This is a genomic window from Anaerolineales bacterium (assembly GCA_019637805.1).
GTDB lineage: Bacteria > Chloroflexota > Anaerolineae > Anaerolineales > UBA11579 > JAMCZK01.
In genome coordinates this window covers 919,767-936,446 of the sequence record JAHBVB010000001.1, presented here as the reverse complement: position 1 = coordinate 936,446, position 16,680 = coordinate 919,767, and the positions used below count along the sequence as shown (strand labels likewise).

Below are 16,680 nucleotides of genomic sequence, written 5' to 3'. Positions count from 1 at the left end.
GCCTTATTATTGTCGTACACCGTGCAGAAAATGCACCGTTTCCCGCAACCGCCGCGAGTGCTAGCTCGTGGCGGTTTGCTTTCATCAGGGAACAAATTCTTGCTCCTGACACATAATACTGTAGCTTTTCACACGACGACCTTAAAAACTTGTTTGCCTTACGGAATTCAAATCTAACTTAAACAAAAACCTTAGAACAAACTCAAGTAATAAACAATTTTTATTTTTTTTCTTCTGAGTCTTTTTTACCTCAGCGATGGCATCTCCAGCCGCTCGCCCAGCGCAAACTCCTCCGGCCCCGGTCCATACCAGGCCCGCTCCACCACCCACGCCCGCAGCATCGTCTCGCTGACCCCCAACGGCTGCAGGAAGGTCACCGCCATCCGCAAGATCAGGTCCACATAGCGGCTGGTGTCTATCTGCTTGCCGCGCAAGCCGCCCCCGCCTTCCCAGGCATGCACCCGCGGCTCGCCGCGCACATACACAAAGCGCACCAGCTGGCCGGCCCGCACCGGCCGACCGGCCGCCTCCATCTGCAGCCCGGCCGTCGCCGCGCTGGACCGCACCCGATAGTCCCCCGGTGGTTTGCTGATGTTCACACTGGCCACCAGCTTCTCCAGCGGCACCCCGCCGCTGCGCATCTCATCCACCCGCTGCCGCAGCAAGGTCACCACATCCTGCACCCGGCCGGCTGGGTGGCCGCTCCCGCCCAGGCACTCCAGCAATTCCTGTTCCAGCTCGCTCACCAGCCGCGGTGTATCGTGCCGCCGGCTGGGTGTGCCGCGCACCTTCCAGCTGCCATCCTCCAGTTGGCCAAAGTAGCGGTTCGGCACTGGCACCTCTGCGTTGCCGCGTGCCGGCAGGAACGCCACGAACTTGTAGCGCGCCTCCACCGAGATCGGCAGGCCGATATCCTTCTCCACCTTGTCCAGCACGCGCCGCACCTCCTCCTGGCTGATCGGCCGCTCATCGGCCCGCTTGATCCACAGCGAGTCCACGTACATGTGCAGCACCTCAAAGCCCAGCTCTTCGACAATGCGCATGGTCCGCAGCAAGGCGTCCCGGCTGAACGCCGTGATCGCCTCATGCGCCTCAACCTTGCCTTCCCGGAAATTCTTATAGCCCTGGTAGCCAAAGCACACCACCAGCAACCACTTCAGCGCCGTATTGCGTGCCTCCAGCGCCTGGTACTCCAGGCTGTCCTTCGCCATCTCGGCCAGCATCGCTTTGATCGCCAGGCGTTTCTCCAGCAACGGCGCCAGCGTCTCCGCCACCACGCCCCGCCGGGTCTGGTCGATCACCAGGTCGATCTCCGGCACCTTCTTGACCACCTCGCTGGCCACCCCCACCGTCTCGGGCGAGACGTTCCACAGCGCCATGATCGAGGGATACATCGAGGAGTAATCGATCTGCACCACGTGGCAATGCAGGCCCAGTGTAGGTTGGTAGATCAGCCCGCCCTTGTCGGCCGCATACAGCTGCCGCAGCGTCTTTGGGCTTTCCACCCGCAGCTTCTCATACGGCACCAGGTGGCCGCGCCGCAGCGTGGTCAGCGTGAACATCGCCGTGATGCCGGACCCGGGCGATTTGCGTGCCATCTCCTGCACCGGCATCGCACTCACCTGGGCCTGCTCGATGGCGCCCTGCACCCCATAGTGGCTGTAGGTCGTGGCGTTCTTCCCGTCGATGTGCCAGCGCCCGAACAGGTGGGTCTGCTGCCCGCGGTAGATCACCCGCCCATAGGAGAAATAGCTGTTCTCCCGGATCTCCCGGGGCGGCCGGCTCTTGTCCCGATTGGGGTTGAATTCCATGCCGGCCTTCTTGGCCGCCCGCCGCAGCAAGGGGAACAACCAGGTGTCGCCTCGCTCAGCCAGGATCAGGTCAGGGTCCTCCAACGCCAACAAGCTGTTCATCCCACTGATCAGCAGCCGCGCAGAGCTCAGCGGGATCTGGTGCTGACGCTGCTCGCTCTGCAGGTGCAGCACCCGCGGCCGCTCATGCAGCGGGTCCGTGTCCGGGAAAATGCGCAGCAACCGCAGGCTGGGCTCCTCCGGGAAGACCTCCCAGCGGCTGTTCAGCGGCCGTATTGCCTTTACCCAGCCATCCTCGATATCCACTTCGCACAGGCTCATCGGGAAAACATCGAAGGCGGCCGCATAGCGCAGCGACACGCTCAGATCGCAGTCGAAATAGGTCAGCTGCGGAAAGCGCTCCTCCACCTCCCGGAACAGCCGCGGCTGCAGGGCTGGGTTCAACACCGTGATCGCCATCACATCAAAAACCTGCCCGGTCGAGTCTTGCCTGCTGGTTCGTTCGCGCAGCGTGTGCACCGGCTGCTTGCGCAGGTAATCCCACAGCTGGCGCAGCACGGCGAAGTCGCCCGTGGCATAGAACGTGATCGGGAATGCCTGCTGCAGCTGCAGCCGCCGGCCGTCTTTGCAGGCCAGCCACAGCACCAGGCCGCGCCGGCGCTCGTCGGCATACAGGTCCAACAGCCAGCCGATCTCTGTGCTCACTCTCCGCCCTCCAGTTGCGCCCGCAGCTCGTCCAGCTGTTTTTGCTGCTCCAGCTGCATCGCCAGCAGCACCATCTCGAAGGGCAGCAGGTGCCCGCTCATCGTGATCGCTGCAATGTGCCGCCGGGCGCCGCTGAACAGCCGCCGCAGGATCATGCGCTCCTCTGGCGTGAGCGCCTTGCCCACCGGCCCCAGCTGGCTCTCCATCTGGCGGATGAAGTCGGTCACGGTCTGCGTCGTGCGCCCCATCAGAACAGCCTCAGTTCTGCCGGCGCGGCCAGCCGTTCGCTCGGCTCATCCACCAGGTCGGCGGCATCGACCAGCGCCTGCAACAAGTGCGCCCGCGGCCCATCGGCCGGCTGGCCGTTGCGCACGCTGGCCAGCACTGGGGCTTTCAGCCGGCGGATCTCCTGCAGGCACTCCGCCACCAGCAAGCCGCTGCGGCGGTGGCTCACCGCCTCGTCGTAGAAGGTGGCCAGCATGTCCATGATGATCAGCGGAGGGCCAGCCTCCTGGGCCTGCAGGGCTCGCAGCACCTCCACACAGGTGAAGGCTCGCACCACCCGGATACGGTCCGCGTAGGTCATCAGGTCAGGGGTATGGGCTCGTATTCGATAGGCGATCCGGATCGGGTCGAAGTGGTTGCCGCCATCCAGCACGTGCACCGGGCCGGCAAATGCCAGGGCTGCGATCAGGTCCAGCAATGCTTCCCGTTGGGGGTGCGGGCCAACCAGCACCGCAAACAGCGGCCGGCCTGGGGCCATCAAGCGCATCAGATCCATGCGCTGGACTCTAACAGAACACCTGTGCTATGATAAGTCTTGTCAAGCAGTTGGCGCCCAAAATGAGCGAAATTAGCCCCCATTCCATGCCGGCGGAGCTGCTGGCTTTCCGCAACACCCTCCGCCAGGCCGACCAGCAAGCTTTCGACCAGCTCTACCTGGCTGCGGCCGAGAACCTCAAGCTCATGGACCAATTGCCCCTGGTCATCCCCCTGGAGAAAGTCCTCCTGGCCATCCTCATCGAGCAGCAAAAGATGATCAATCAGTTAGTGAAAAGATAAGGTCATTTTCACAGCAACCATCCCAGGATCGCGCCGAAAATAACTGAAATCAGGCTCCAAATAATTGTGGTAGGGTTTACTTGGTCCGCAAAAATAAGCATTCGTGAGCCTGGGGCATCAGGTTTGCCTGACCAAAGCTCAAAATTTTCTTCGCCCTGCACTGAAAACCGATATTCTGCTTTGAAAGCTTGAATGTTTTCAAAATGCGGAAATTCTCTCACTTCGTCTTGCCTTGTCCTTATGTAGAGATCAAGCTGCGAAAGAAAAACAATGTTGAGCTCATAGGGAACATCGGTCACCTCCAGCTCAAAGGGCAGTGGCGAGCCTGTGTTGTATGGGAAAGTCCAATATTGAAACGGGGTAAGACGCCTCCAGTCGGTTGGTCTGGCTTGAATGCTGAACTTACTAGGATGCAGAACTTTGAGAAACCTCGCCACAATATCCTCTCCGAAGAACTTATTCTAAGGCACCTAGTCGCAAAGCAATTTCTTGCTGATACTCCTCGGCTGCTTGGGCGATCAGATGCTCCAGGCACTCGGAGGCTGTCTCAAACCGAACCCGTTCATCCCGGCCAACCCTGAAGGCAGGCAGGTGATCAGGAATAGGTTGGGTGTCGTAGGCAAAATGACTGCCCTGCTTCAGTACCCAACCATTCATCCACCCCCCAATCTGCAACACAATCGGCAGAAATTCGTCGACATTATCGGTCTGCAAAGGGACAACACCTTGCTCCCTATCAGGATGGCGTTCGGCTGCATTTGCAGCAATTGCACGCAGCCCAAGCTCGCCGTATAAAGGCCTGTCCACATGCAAAGACCTTAATGCCTGCAGGGTTCCAGATACATGCACCCTTACCTCAGCCCCCACAGCATTTTGAAAAACAAAATTCCTGTAGTCACCTGTGCTCAACTCTTCACGCAAGAATCTCATAACTCCCCTCCGTTTGTTATTTTACCTTCTTCCTCGCCTTGCCTTTGGCTTTCTTGGCGGCCGTTTCCGCAGCAACGGCCTTATGCTCGCGCTCAGCAGCTTGCCGAACATCATTTGGCAACTCGAAACCCCAAAACTTGGCCTGCCCCTCCAGATAGGTGGCTATCTTTTGCCAGTAACTATCCCCATCCAACGTCGGCTCAGGCATGTGTCGCCAAAGCGTATACCACGCAACCATTTCCCGGCGCTGCTCCGACTTAAAGCTCTTCCCCCATGTGGACGGCAAATCATAGGGCCTTGCCTCGTCCATATAATCCTTCAGGACCTGCTGAGGTACGCCCTCCAATCGGTCGGCGAAGTGCTCGCCGGCCACCGTTCGCAAAAAAGCCTTTACCGCCGGCTTCCGCCGTGAGCGCAGCCGGGCTTTGCGATCAGCTTCTCCATACGGCGACCCGTATTGCTGCCCCGCCGCCTTCAGCGCCCCACCCACCAAAACCGGCACGATGTTGTTGGGGAGGCCTTTAAACTCTCGCCATGTATCATCGTTTACCAACAAGCGCACTTCGGCAAAATCTTTTTTCTCCAATATTTTTTCCCAGCTATCGCCATAGCCAACCATTGCATATTTGCCATCTCCTTTTTGATAAGGTGGAACTCCAGTTTTCTTGCTGGCCTGTGCTAAAAGCATTCCAAACCAGGCATTGCTTTTTTGATCGTAGCAAGCCGCCAGGCCGCAATATTGATTGCGCCGCAATGTCACCCGGAATTTGCAGCCTGAGCAGGCAGGTGGAGACTTCAGGTGCTCCGCTACCTCAGGATCAAACTGCCCTTCCTCCACCAGGGGGAATTGGCCAAATCCCCCTGCCTTGAGGTCGAGCTTCCAACGGCCCTTTCTAACTTTTTTCTCGGACTCTCTCGCAAGCAGGATAGTCTTTTGTCTGAGAGCTGATTCAGCAGAAGTCTCGATGTTGCCATCGTGCCAACTATCCGCCTTCTGAAGCACGGCCTGCAGCTCCTGGTCATCAAATCCGACTTTCAAAAGCGACACTAAAACCCTCGCATTCCCCTCGCTCAGTTCCCCGCCCGCCAGCTTCTCCTGCACCGGTTTCGGCAACTCCAGCAGCCGCACCTTCCCGCGCACCGTGCTCGCCTGCAGGCCGAACAGTTCGCCGGCCTCCTCGCTGGTCGCCTCGAACTGCTCCATGTAGGTCTTCAGCGCATGCGCCACCTCGATCGCGTTCAGCTGCCGGCGCTTCAGGTTCTCAGCCAGCCCCAGCTCAAACATCTGCCGGTCGTCCAGCTCGCCCACCACCTCCAGCGGCATCTGCGCATACTGGCTGTCTTGCTTGGCCAACAGTCGGAAGGCGGCCAGCCGCGTATGCCCGAACACCAGCTGCCAGCGGTCGCCGGCCCGCCGCGCCGAGGGCCGCTCCAGCAGCCCGCTGCGCTGGATGCTCGCCGCCAGCTCCGCCACCGCGGCCGGGTCCTCTGCCTGCCGCATCTGGTACGGGTTTGGGTCGATCAACTTCAAATCCACCATCACTTGCTCACCCATCGCTTTGCTCCTTCCGCGCCGCTCGGCGCTCCAAAAAATCCTGCGTCGCATACGCCGCCGCATGCCAGGTGCGCGTGCGTCCGCAGCGGCTGCAGCGCACCACCGCCTTGCCCGTCAGCGTCACCAGGCTGGCCTCCACCAACGTCTTCGGCGGCCAGTCGGTCGGCGGCCACGCCCGCGGCAGCAGCACCAGGCTGCGTACCTTTCGCGGCCGCTCCGGCACCAGCCCCAGCGTGTACCCACACTTGCAGGTCCACCGCGCCGGCCGCCCATCAGTCTCCATCGCCGGCCTCCAGCAACGCTGCCATCTTCTCCGGCGACAACCGCCTCCAACGACGTACGCCTGGCAATCCCAGTAGCTCGATCACGTCAAAGCTCTCTCCTGTCCCCCATGCGGATCTCGGCATACGTCCATCCTCGCGCCAGTGCTCCACCCAAACCGTGTCCGCCGGCAGCTCAAACGCTTTCTGCAGCTCAGCCACAAGACGTTCGCAGGCATTCGTCACGCTGGTGCCGGTGTTCTCGGCCAACTCACTGACCACCACTACCGAGGGCTTGCCCGCGGGCGCAAAGATGCGCACCTGGCACACCGCGTCCGCCTTGCCACTCCAAGTCGAGGCATAGCGGTAGCGCAAGTTATCGGTCAGCGCCGGGTGCCCGTCCAAATCAAACATTCCAACCTCCACTCAGTTCCATAACAGCCACAGGGTGTGCACGTCCTGCCCGCTGCGCCGGTCCACCCAGGCCCAGGCCTGCGCATTCGCTGGCGCCAGCCCCAGGTAGTGCTCCGCATCCACCGGCCGCCCCAGCCGCACGACCCGCAGCTGGCACAGGCCGCTGCGGCTAACCTGGTTCACGGTCACATGCTCACCCCGGGCCGCTTCAACCGTCTCGATCGCTTTGCCGCCCAGGTACGCCAGCTGCAGCCGGCCACCGGCCAGGCCCGCCGGCGACATGTCTTCCCAGCCGCGGTAATCCGCCTCGCCATAGATCTCCTCCTCCACCGCCCAGGTCACCTCCAGCGGCAGCAGTCGGGCCGCCTCGGCGGAGATCCCCACACCATCTAGCAGCGGCAGCACGCGCTCAGTCATCGCCACCCTCACCTGCAAACGTCGACTCTCGGCACTCTGTCGCCAGTCGGAGTAGGTCCACCGGCTCGCCCAGCAACTCCCGCAGGGCTTCCTCTGCCTCGACCAGCTCGGCCTGCATTTCGCTCAGACACATACACAGGGCCTCCAGTTCCGAGCTACACAGGGGCCGGTAGCCCGCCTTCCTGATAATCTTCACAGCGTTCTCGCTCGCTCCCCCCAGGATCGCGATTGCTCCAGCCAGCCTGGTGCGGCCCACACGTGCAGTTCCCGTGCCGCTGAAACCTGGCACGGGCGGCATTCGGGACCAAAGCCGGGCATTCGCCGCCAGCAATCGCGCCTGCAGCCGGTCCCCCGCCGGCACCACCACATCCGCTACCTCACCGCAGTGCGGGCAAAAGCCAACCTCTCCGGTTTTCACACGCTCATCCGCCATAACTCAACCCTGCCTTTCGCTTGTGCCATATCCCGCGAACAACCGCCCGCGGTGGACATAGGGGACGTAGGGGACGTACATACCCCCAGCCCCTGTTTGATTTGCGCATAGCCGCGTCCTTCTTGGGCGCAGCCCTTTATCTAAATCGCGCGCGTTTGCCATTCCCAGCGTCGCGCCGCTCGCCCCGCCTGGTCCCGAATCGCGCCTCGAATCCCCCGCGCGGTGGACGTCGCGGTCGATTCGGTGGACGTCGCGCGCGCGACGTCCACCAGAAGCAGCAGGAGCCACGTCGCCAAGGCCCTTTTTTTCGTCTTTCGCGGTTAAACAGACACTAAGTGCTACACATCCACCGGCGCAGATGCTTGCAATTACCCGTAAATGGGCCTCTCTCCGCGACGACAAAACATATCCATCATCCCCGCATGGACGTCCACTACGTCCACTACCTCCACCAATTACGGGTAAATTCCGCCTCCGCCGTGCCCCTGCATCAGCCAGCAGTAGTCCGGCGCCGTAAAATCGGCCAACGTCCACTACATCCACCACGTCCACCGGCCTGTTCACCCGTCAATCTCCACGCCGTATTCGGCGCACAGCCCTCGGATGCGCTCCTCTTCCCACACCAGCACGTACTTACTTTTCAACGGGCCGTTCTTGGCCTTCTCCGACTGCAGGTTCAAATTGTTTTTCAGATACGACCCCACACCCCGCGAAGTCAGCTTTTTTCGGTTTGGGTTGCCCCCGCCTTCCTCGCCGTCCTCTCCCTCCTCATCCGGGTCGGCATTCTCCTGGTCAATCACCCGGTTGGCCATCTTGGCGATGTTGCCCATGCTCAGATCGTAGTAGGGTTCGATTGCCTTGCCCTCTTTCTCGGTCACCGGGCCGGCCTGCCAGATCTCCACGATCGCCTGCAGCACCTTGGCCTCCACCTCCATGCTGCGCTCGGTCACCATGCGTTGCTGGTAGCGCCGCGTCAGCTGGGTGATCTCCTCGCGCACAACGGGGTCCGAGATAATCTCTTTGACAGGCATCATCACCTGGTTCAGCCGCGCCTGTACGTGCTCATCCGCCAGGTCGGGCGCCACCTCACGGTCAGGCAGCCAGGTTTTCAAGCGGAACAGCAGCAGCTCGTTACGCAGCTCGGCGCACGCTGAGTCAAACGCCCGATTCAGCTCGAAAGGGATCCCCCGAGATTTGAGCTCAGCGCTACTGTGCTTGATCGTCTCCAACGTCAGGCAGCGGCTTTCCAGGGCCTCGTCCTGAAAGCGCCGCCGCGTGGCCAAAATCTTCGGCCCATACACATCAAAGGCCACGCTTTTATAGCCACCCCGCCCATCGTCTTGCTGGCGTACAACCATCAGATCCCGCTGGTTCCCCTGGTTCATCAACTTCGTGCGCGTATCTTCTAGGTCAGACTCTGCCTGGTCGGCTTCGTCGATCACCAGGGTCCCCTTGTAGCGGTCCATAATCCGGAATAGGGATGCTTCCGTGGTGGCACCGGTTAACTTGATTAGCCGCCGGCTCAAATAGCCCACCATCCACAGAAGGCGGCTTTTGCCGCTGCCGAAGTCACCCAGCACTCGCAGGTAGACCAGTGAGCGGAAACTGTCGAAGTGATAGGTGAACATCACGTAATAAGCCAGCAGCCGAGCGTAGAACTCATCGATCAGGTAGTAGCGCAGCACCAGCGCCACAATCCTGGCCACCAGCTCGCTCTCACTCAGCCCACCACCCAGCGCCGAGGGCAGCACCACCACACCTTTCAGCAGTAGATCGTCGGGCAAAAGCGGCTTGTAAGTGGTTCCCTCAATCTCCAGCTGAGTCGCCGTGTCGATCTTCCCGTCCGGATCCCGGTAGGCAAAAAATGTGCGCTGCTTTTCTGGATCGTAAAGCAGGTCCACCAGCCAGCCCTTGATATAGCCGCCGGCCGTCTCCACCTCGCCTTCCTCGCCCTCATCGACGCTGGCCAGCAGCAGCTTCTCGGTCTCAGCCAGCATGTGGCCAAAATCCCGCACATTTACGCCCAGAAATTTTGCGAGCTTGGACCGCAGCTGCGCTCGGTCGCTACCGTCCAGCTGGGCTACCATCGCCATCACATCCTTCATAGCTTTGGCTCGCTCCGCTCCATCCATCGCCCCCACCTGAGCGGCCAAATCCTCCACGAGTGTTGGCGATTTGAGCAGCGTCGACCGCAGCGCGGCCGCTTGCGCTTCAACCGCAACCTGCTCCCCCGCCAACGCCTGATGCCAGGCGTTGGCGTCGTTGCCCTGCGGCCAGCGCACCAGGCGCACCAGCGGCCCCAGGGCCGCTGCCAGCTGGGCGCCGGCCTTGGCCGCCACCGCCCCGCCCTCTGTGTCCACGTCCAGGCCCAGGTACACCGTCTCGTGGCCCCGCAGCTGGCGCAGCAGATCCTCGCTCACGTGGCTGCCGGCCAGCGCCACCGCTGCCTGGCCCATGGCGCCCAGGCTCACTGCGTCCGCCTGCCCCTCCACCACCACCACGCTCTCCGCCTGTGGCGCCCAGACCGCATTGCGATAGGCTTGCTTGGGTCCAGCCAGCGCCGCCGGCAGGTTGTGGTGCCGCTTCTCCCTGATGCCCCGGAAGCTCACGTACACCACCCGCCCGCCAGCCACGTGCGGGTAGACCAGCATCCCCTTCGGCGCCCCGGGGATCCGCCCCGCCTGCACCCAGGCCGGGTCCACCTCCACCTGGTGCTTGCGCCCCCAGGCCGCCACGTCGCCCGTATAGCCCAGCAGCGACACCGCCCCCGGGCTCTCCGGGTCCACCAGGTTGGCCTCCAGGTCCTTGCGCAGCTCGTCGGCCTCCTCACGGTCGCCCGAGCCCGTGTATCCCAGCCCGGCCGCCTTGATCGCCTCATCGTCCCAGGCCCGCCCCCGGGCATACGTCAGCGCCGCGTGCGTCCGCCACAGGCGCTGCACATAGCGCCGGCAGATCACCGTCAGCGCGTCCTCCTTAGCCCGGGCCGCCAGCCGCACCTCGTTGTCCCCGGCCCAGCGGTCGGGCAACTCCATGCCCGCCCGCCGCGCCAGGAACTCGATGGCGTCTTTGAACTGCACCTTCTTCCACCAACACACCCAGTCCACAATATCGCCACGGTCAGGCAGGCCGGCGCCCACTTGGTTGTGGTTGTCGTGGAAAGACTGATTGCCCGTATCCACCACAAACGAGCCGTGCTGGCTCCAGCGCCGATAGCGGCCCCGCCCCTCCAGCCGGAAGCCGGCTTCCTCCACCAGGTCCTCGATCCGGTTGGCTTGTTTGATGGCCTCGATGTCTACCGCGTTCGTCATTTATGCGACCTAATTCCTGCCTCTTATTCGGGCCGCCCGGCCGTTGCCCAGCCGTGCCGCCCGCCAATAAACGTCGCACAAAAGCATTTGTGCGACCTATCCCATCCCCAGGGGGAACCCCCGCCGAAACGCGTTTTCCCCCACGTCGACCCCGCCAGGGGGGATATGGGGTAGGTTGGGAATTTCCCTGCTACTGACTTCCTACCCACCAGCGGCGGCGAATCACTTCCGGGCCGCAGGGCGGTGGATGGCGGCGCGCCGGCCTATCGCTCCGGCGGCGGCTCGGCCGGAGTCATGCGCCCCGTCCTTTATCCACGCCGTGCCAGGGACTGAACACCGACAGGTCCGCCAGCTTCAAGTCGGCATACTCCAACTGGCACCACAAGGCCACCTGCGCCTCCAGCTCCGCCAGCATCACCGTGATTGTCGTCTTATGCAGCAGGGAGCCCAGGGAAGCCACCACGGCCCGGAACGCCAGATCGCTGACCACTGGCTGCAGCCGATAGAGATCTGCGCGCACGTCAAACAGGCACATGGCCAGCAATCCCTCCAGCCAGGCGCGCCTGTCCGCCTCCGTCCAGCTCTGTGAATAGGCACCGCCATACACATGGCGGCCGATCACCCAACGATTGGCCAGGTAATAGCGCTGCTGCTCGCGGGAGAAGCGGATCTCCAACCCGGCCAGCGGCGCCGGCACCAACTCAGGAGCCATACAACTGCCCCAGCCCGATGGTGAAGCCGATAGCGAACAGCCGGCGCCGGGTCACCTTGGCCCGCCTTGCCCATATTCTTTATGCTCCGAAGCGCTAACCAGCGGCGACTGATGAGCGGGGCACAGCGCCAAATCTTCCCGCAGTCGGTAAACCTCAATCCGCGTGCTGCTGCAGCCGCAAGCAAAAAGCCTTGTTCTCCTCGCCCACACGCTGGGCCAGCGCTCCGCCTCATTCCGCCATTTGCACACCAGATCGTAGGTGCTCGGGGAAAGCCGCGACTTCAGCTCAGCATCAACCAATTCAGCGTCCGTAAATGCCTCAGCCACCGCCCACCTCCAACTTCACACCTCCGCCCTCTGACCTGCCTCTGCACTTCGACGTGCACCACCGCTGCCACGGCACCCGCGGCACAAACGCCACCCGGCAGGTCCGGCAGCGCCGGCTGGCCGCCAGCACCACCGCCCCCGGGTGCAGCTGCCCGGGCTGGGCCCGCACCACCACATCCTGCGTATTGGCCATCACCGCCGGCATCCCGTCCACCACCGCCCCCCAGGCGAAGATCGCCTGGGTCAGCTTGGCCGAGGCCGCCTGCTTCTGATTCAGCACTCCATGCAAATAGCGCCAACCCCAAGCTGGGCTCTGGCCCACCATCTCGCTCAACTCCTCGGCGATCTGGCCCAGCGTTTCCACAGCAACGTACACCGCCCCACCCGCCTTCTCCTCCACCGGATAGCCCAGCGCGGCGATCAGCTCCCTAAGGGCAAATGGGGCCTGGGGGGCCAGTTCTTTATAGGCCCGGTAGGGCGATGAGGGTTTGCCCTGCACAACAATTTCTGACATGTTTCTGACCTCGTTTCTAGGGGTGTTTCCAGTCCCAGGTCGACTGGGGGTTCCAGTTTTTTGGCCTGGCGCTTACCAACCCCTCAGCCAATCCCAAAACCGCTGCCAAAGGGACCTGGGCAGCGAGTACGTGATCACTCCAATGGGCGGCCCTTGCTCCGCCTCGCCTCTCTCCAGCTGGCGCTCGATCTCCTTCACAAACCGATAAGCATCGGGAGGGAGAATGAATGCTGGCCGATCTGGCGACTCGAACGCACTGCGCAACTCTTCCTTGCTCAGCTCGCTCATTAGTCGGCCTTTGTACATAAGAGCTTCTTGGCCAATGGAGTCGGGACCCACCGGCTCGACCATCAACGCCGCCAGACGCTCAACGGACCAGACCAGGTACTCCCTACTCTGGCGGACCTCTACGCGCAGCTCAGCCGCCACCACCGGCGCACCGCAGCCTCGGCAGAACTCCTGCTCCTGGCGGGTTGGCCGCCGGCCGCAATACTCGCAGATCATGGCTCAGCCACCGCCTTCAGCCGCCCCAACCGCAACGGCACTGCCCAGCTGTACTGCTCGGCCTCCGCCCGCGAGCGCATCCGCCGGCGCAGCAAGCGGTAGCCGCTGCCCCACACCAGGTAGACCTTGAACGCGCCCAGCCCCGCCGCGGCCCGCAGATCCTCATAGCGCACCAGCAACTGGCGCTGGTACAGCGCCGCCGCCCGCGCCCGGCTGAACTTGCGCCGGCTCAGCCGCGGGCCGGCCGCCCAATCAATGCGCGCCCGGTAGCCCAACAACCGGCCTTCCGGGCTCAGCACCTGCGCATGCCGCTCACTGGTCAGCCGCGCTGTCGCCTCGATCACCTGCATCTCAGCCTCCTGTCCTCTGTGCAGCCTGTGCCGCACAGTCGGCCAACCACCAACCCAGCCTCGGCGCAACTCCGGGCTGATGGCCGGCCGACTACCCAGCACCTATTCCTGCTCCAACTTCTTAAGCGCCGCTCCGGCCCGGGCCAGCGCCGCATCCATCTTGTCGGCCGCATCCAAGCCCGGCCCCAGCACCGCGCTCAACCCCGGCACCCGGCGGGCCTGCTCCAGCCGCAGGCGCACCATCCGCAAATGGCCGGCCAGGGTGCCCAGCGCGAAGCGCACCTCCTCGATGCGGTCACGCCGCCGCGTGCGCTGGTTCGACGGTCTCGCCATCCGGTTGCTCCCCGGCCGCCATCGCCGCCGTTACGATCAACTCCGCCAGCGCCTGCATCGCCGCCTCCCAGGCGGCCGTCCGCTCCGCCGGCAGCGGCAGCACTTCCACCACCAGGTCGAACTCCAGCACTCGGCTCACCGGCGCTCCTGCCAGCACACCGTGCACCAGCGCTTATTGCGCACATTGGCCAGCATGCACCCGCAGATCTCACAGCGCGGGGTCTCCTCCGCCCGCGCAAACAGCCGCTCGCCATCCTGCGGCGCCAGCAGCGTCACGATCAGCTGGCTGCGCCGCGAATAGATTGCATACCAGCTGCGCCCCAGCGCCCGGATCTCGTACAGCATCCGGTTGTGGCTCTGCTGCAGGCGGCGCACGATCCCCGCCTCCATGTGGATGCAGCCCTCCAGCGTTCTCACATCCGCCGCGCTGGCGCCATAGCGCTGCTTGGCTCGCCGGCGGGCGTGCCGGGCATGCGGGTGCAGCCCGCTCCAGCGACTCACAGCAGCACCCCCTCAGCCGCCGCCGCCAGCTCCTGCTTGCTCGGCGCCGCATAGCGCGCCGTCGTGCGGATCTGCCGGTGGCCGGCCAGTTCTTTGGCCGTGGCCAGGTCGCTGGCCTCCACCACCCGCTTGACAAACGTATGCCTCAGCGAGTGAGGTGTATAGCCCTCCAGCCGCGCCCGCCGGGCGCGCTCCTCGAACACCCGCTCCACCTGACGCGGGCCCAGGCGGCCGCCACGCTGGGCCAGCAACAACGGCCCATCCGCATCCCCGCGCAGCTGGATCCAACTGTCCAGCGCCTGGCGCACCTCGGCACTCAGCGGCACGCGGCGTTGCCGGCGCCCCTTGCCAAAACGCACCATCGCCTGGCCGCTGCGCTCGCCCAGCTGCACATCGCTCAGGTCCAGGGCGCAGGCCTCAGATACCCGCAGGCCGGCCCCGGCCATCAAGGCCACCGCCGCCAGGTCACGCGTCGCCTGGCTCTGCCGCTCCTGGGCGCCGCGGGCCGCCGCATCATGGATCGCCCGCTCATACTCGGCCAACAGCCGGCTCAGCTCCCCGCGCGTCATCCAGCGCGGCTCCGCCGGCGGCGGCTCCACAAAGGCCACACTGGCCGCCGGGTTGCTCGTCAAGGCGCCGCTGGCCATCGCCCAGCGCGCCAGCGCTCTCAGCGCTGCCAGGGCCACGTTGATCGTCGAGGCGGCCAGGCCGCGCACCTCTTGCAACTCGTGGCGATAGGCCCGCACATCGCGGGCCGTCAGCTCGGCCGGCGCAAACGGCCGGCCGTACGCTGCCTCAAACCAGGCGGCGAAGATCCGCAGCGCACCGCAGTACGCCGCCAATGTGCGCTCGCTCCGGTCCTCACGCTCCCGCAGGAACGCGGCAAAGTCAATACTCCAGGCCGGGCTCATCGCACTCCCGCCATCGCAAACGCGGCCGCATCGACGAAATCGCCGAACAAGCCGCGGCCGTATTGGGTCGAGATGCCGATCCATCGAATTTGGGACGCGGCACCCATGCCGCCGCCCGAGTAGCGATAACAATGCTCACTGCGCACCAGTGCGCCCGGACCTAGATGGATCTCCACATGGAACATGTCCAAATCGGCGCCGATCAACCTCAGCGTCAGCCCAGGGGTTAGGCTCACGCCCAGCTCCACCTCGAACCAGGCAATCACTGCCATGGTCAGCTCACTGCGGCCGACTTGCGCCCCCACTGTTCGGTTCTCCCGTTTTTCCTCAATTCGGGTCCTGATCAACTGCTCCAATGGGGTCGTGTAGATAGGGGTCTGCGTACTGCTAGACATCATTCCTCCTCGCCTTACGGCTAAAAACTCCAACGATTGAGAGTTCCGTGCTAGGGTTTTTGCTGCACGGCCGGCCCAACGCCCTGTAGCGCATCAGACACCAGCTGCGCCGGCGCCGGGCCATACGCCGCCAACAGGCGGGCGACTGTGTCTTTAGTAGGGAACTTGTTACCGCGAAGGAGCTTCCACGCATGCATGTAGCTACAGCCCGTCTTCTCACGGAATTCGGCCGGCGTTACGCCGTTCGCTTCTGCCCACTCAACCAAGGCAGCTTTTGCTTGTTGTCCATATGCCATGTGGTCTTCTCCTATTGCCAATTGGCAATATACATTACCCGGCAAAATATGTCAATAGGCATATATTAGAAACCCCATGGCAACTAACCTGCAGGTATCTTTCTCTCACCTTATGGCAACCGACCGGTCTTTCTCCACTTGGCTTCAGGCCCAGCTCTCCGAGCGTGGTTGGACTGCTGTCTACCTGGCCAGGCGCACACAAATCTCCCAGACACATATTTCAAGGCTGCTCTCCGGACTGCGCAGACCTGGCCCCGAGGCCCTAAAAGAGATCGCCCGCGCCTTCGATGTGCCGCCCGAGCTCGTATTTGACAAAGCCGGCGTCCTGCCGGCCCGCGGCGAGATCAGCGACGACGAGCGCCAATGGCTGCACATCTTTGACCAGGCTGCCAGCGACGAAGAGCGCGCTGAGCTCCTGGAGCGCGCAGAACTAGAGCTGGCCCGCCTGCGCGAGAAACGCAAAGGCAAATCAACCCCATGACAGCCCTCTTGACAGTTTAGAACACTCGTTCTAAACTGCGAGCATGAAGCGGGCGGAGATGCGGGAGCGCTGGGCAACCATTTGGGCGGAAACCCATCCTGCAGACCGCAGCGAACTGTTGCACAACATGAAACCTAAGCGGAGGAAACCCTTGTCAGACAAAATCTATCGAGTGCTCGTCATCCTGCTGCTCGCCGCCATTGCAGTCGGCTTGTATCTGCCGGTCTTCGAAAAACCCAGTGAAGCCTGCCAGGACACCATCGAAGCCGCCCAAAGCATGATCCTTCAGGGCAACAGTCGGATCACCAGCCTGGAGAACCTCTATCAAACCGGGGTCTACACACGAGCCGAGAACATCAACCAGCAAAACTTAATGGCCAACGAGGCCATCTTCGGCGCCCAGGTCATCCAGCTATCCCAGAACTACGCCGCTCTGGCCATCCTGGCCAACTGCCACTAGC

24 protein-coding genes are annotated in these 16,680 nt (G+C 63.1%); 3 read left to right on the top strand and 21 right to left on the bottom strand.

The features are described from left to right. Positions 1–245: 245 nt before the first annotated feature. From KF885_04585 to KF885_04575, 3 genes are read right to left on the bottom strand one after another with little or no spacing between them, the layout of a single operon-like run. Positions 246–2,516, bottom strand: a complete 2,271-nt coding sequence (locus KF885_04585; protein MBX3048430.1) for a hypothetical protein — start codon at positions 2,514–2,516, stop codon at positions 246–248. Further along, complete coding sequence (locus tag KF885_04580) at positions 2,513–2,764, bottom strand: hypothetical protein (protein ID MBX3048429.1); 252 nt, start codon at positions 2,762–2,764, stop codon at positions 2,513–2,515. Before KF885_04580 ends, KF885_04585 begins: the two co-directional genes overlap by 4 nt. Then, entirely contained in the window at positions 2,764–3,297 is a 534-nt protein-coding gene (locus tag KF885_04575) for a hypothetical protein (protein ID MBX3048428.1), read from the bottom strand. The genes KF885_04580 and KF885_04575 overlap by 1 nt, the downstream gene beginning before the upstream one ends. A gap of 62 nt (positions 3,298–3,359) precedes the next feature. Between KF885_04575 and KF885_04570 the strand changes: the two genes are divergently transcribed. Continuing rightward, entirely contained in the window at positions 3,360–3,578 is a 219-nt protein-coding gene (locus tag KF885_04570; protein ID MBX3048427.1) for a hypothetical protein, read from the top strand. A gap of 8 nt (positions 3,579–3,586) precedes the next feature. Here KF885_04570 and KF885_04565 read toward each other — a convergent pair whose 3' ends face one another. The 18 genes from KF885_04565 to KF885_04480 all read right to left on the bottom strand — a co-directional run bounded on the left by KF885_04565 (position 3,587) and on the right by KF885_04480 (position 15,738). Beyond that, complete coding sequence (locus tag KF885_04565; GenBank protein ID MBX3048426.1) at positions 3,587–4,015, bottom strand: hypothetical protein; 429 nt, start codon at positions 4,013–4,015, stop codon at positions 3,587–3,589. A gap of 19 nt (positions 4,016–4,034) precedes the next feature. Beyond that, on the bottom strand, positions 4,035–4,508 hold the full coding sequence (locus KF885_04560; GenBank protein MBX3048425.1) for a hypothetical protein: 474 nt from the start codon (positions 4,506–4,508) through the stop codon (positions 4,035–4,037). 16 nt (positions 4,509–4,524) lie between these two features. Next, positions 4,525–6,063 (bottom strand): ParB/RepB/Spo0J family partition protein, encoded by a 1,539-nt coding sequence (locus tag KF885_04555; GenBank protein MBX3048424.1) that lies wholly within the window; start codon positions 6,061–6,063, stop codon positions 4,525–4,527. Further along, entirely contained in the window at positions 6,056–6,346 is a 291-nt protein-coding gene (locus KF885_04550; protein MBX3048423.1) for a hypothetical protein, read from the bottom strand. The genes KF885_04555 and KF885_04550 overlap by 8 nt, the downstream gene beginning before the upstream one ends. After that, positions 6,336–6,737: a hypothetical protein gene (locus KF885_04545; GenBank protein ID MBX3048422.1), complete on the bottom strand. Its 402-nt coding sequence runs from the start codon at positions 6,735–6,737 to the stop codon at positions 6,336–6,338. The genes KF885_04550 and KF885_04545 overlap by 11 nt, the downstream gene beginning before the upstream one ends. A gap of 12 nt (positions 6,738–6,749) precedes the next feature. Continuing rightward, positions 6,750–7,154: a hypothetical protein gene (locus tag KF885_04540; GenBank protein ID MBX3048421.1), complete on the bottom strand. Its 405-nt coding sequence runs from the start codon at positions 7,152–7,154 to the stop codon at positions 6,750–6,752. After that, complete coding sequence (locus KF885_04535; GenBank protein ID MBX3048420.1) at positions 7,147–7,287, bottom strand: hypothetical protein; 141 nt, start codon at positions 7,285–7,287, stop codon at positions 7,147–7,149. The genes KF885_04540 and KF885_04535 overlap by 8 nt, the downstream gene beginning before the upstream one ends. Before the next feature lie 860 nt (positions 7,288–8,147). Then, positions 8,148–10,895: a toprim domain-containing protein gene (locus KF885_04530; GenBank protein MBX3048419.1), complete on the bottom strand. Its 2,748-nt coding sequence runs from the start codon at positions 10,893–10,895 to the stop codon at positions 8,148–8,150. Between the two features lie 292 nt (positions 10,896–11,187). Then, positions 11,188–11,607: a hypothetical protein gene (locus KF885_04525; GenBank protein MBX3048418.1), complete on the bottom strand. Its 420-nt coding sequence runs from the start codon at positions 11,605–11,607 to the stop codon at positions 11,188–11,190. Between the two features lie 319 nt (positions 11,608–11,926). Further along, on the bottom strand, positions 11,927–12,448 hold the full coding sequence (locus KF885_04520; GenBank protein MBX3048417.1) for a hypothetical protein: 522 nt from the start codon (positions 12,446–12,448) through the stop codon (positions 11,927–11,929). A 72-nt stretch (positions 12,449–12,520) separates the two neighbouring features. Next, positions 12,521–12,952, bottom strand: a complete 432-nt coding sequence (locus tag KF885_04515; protein ID MBX3048416.1) for a hypothetical protein — start codon at positions 12,950–12,952, stop codon at positions 12,521–12,523. Then, positions 12,949–13,302, bottom strand: a complete 354-nt coding sequence (locus KF885_04510) for a hypothetical protein (GenBank protein MBX3048415.1) — start codon at positions 13,300–13,302, stop codon at positions 12,949–12,951. Before KF885_04510 ends, KF885_04515 begins: the two co-directional genes overlap by 4 nt. A gap of 102 nt (positions 13,303–13,404) precedes the next feature. Beyond that, a complete protein-coding gene (locus KF885_04505; protein ID MBX3048414.1) occupies positions 13,405–13,635 on the bottom strand; it encodes a hypothetical protein in 231 nt (76 codons plus the stop codon). After that, a complete protein-coding gene (locus KF885_04500) occupies positions 13,598–13,774 on the bottom strand; it encodes a hypothetical protein (protein ID MBX3048413.1) in 177 nt (58 codons plus the stop codon). Before KF885_04500 ends, KF885_04505 begins: the two co-directional genes overlap by 38 nt. Next, positions 13,771–14,136, bottom strand: a complete 366-nt coding sequence (locus tag KF885_04495) for a hypothetical protein (GenBank protein ID MBX3048412.1) — start codon at positions 14,134–14,136, stop codon at positions 13,771–13,773. The genes KF885_04500 and KF885_04495 overlap by 4 nt, the downstream gene beginning before the upstream one ends. Next, positions 14,133–15,047, bottom strand: a complete 915-nt coding sequence (locus KF885_04490) for a tyrosine-type recombinase/integrase (protein MBX3048411.1) — start codon at positions 15,045–15,047, stop codon at positions 14,133–14,135. The genes KF885_04495 and KF885_04490 overlap by 4 nt, the downstream gene beginning before the upstream one ends. Continuing rightward, positions 15,044–15,442 (bottom strand): hypothetical protein, encoded by a 399-nt coding sequence (locus KF885_04485; GenBank protein MBX3048410.1) that lies wholly within the window; start codon positions 15,440–15,442, stop codon positions 15,044–15,046. The genes KF885_04490 and KF885_04485 overlap by 4 nt, the downstream gene beginning before the upstream one ends. Positions 15,443–15,492: 50 nt before the next feature. After that, entirely contained in the window at positions 15,493–15,738 is a 246-nt protein-coding gene (locus tag KF885_04480; protein ID MBX3048409.1) for a helix-turn-helix transcriptional regulator, read from the bottom strand. Positions 15,739–15,850: 112 nt separating this feature from the next. Between KF885_04480 and KF885_04475 the strand changes: the two genes are divergently transcribed. Next, positions 15,851–16,219, top strand: coding sequence for a helix-turn-helix transcriptional regulator (locus tag KF885_04475; protein ID MBX3048408.1), 369 nt, complete (start codon positions 15,851–15,853; stop codon positions 16,217–16,219). A gap of 151 nt (positions 16,220–16,370) precedes the next feature. Beyond that, entirely contained in the window at positions 16,371–16,679 is a 309-nt protein-coding gene (locus tag KF885_04470; GenBank protein MBX3048407.1) for a hypothetical protein, read from the top strand. Position 16,680: the final 1 nt, after the last annotated feature.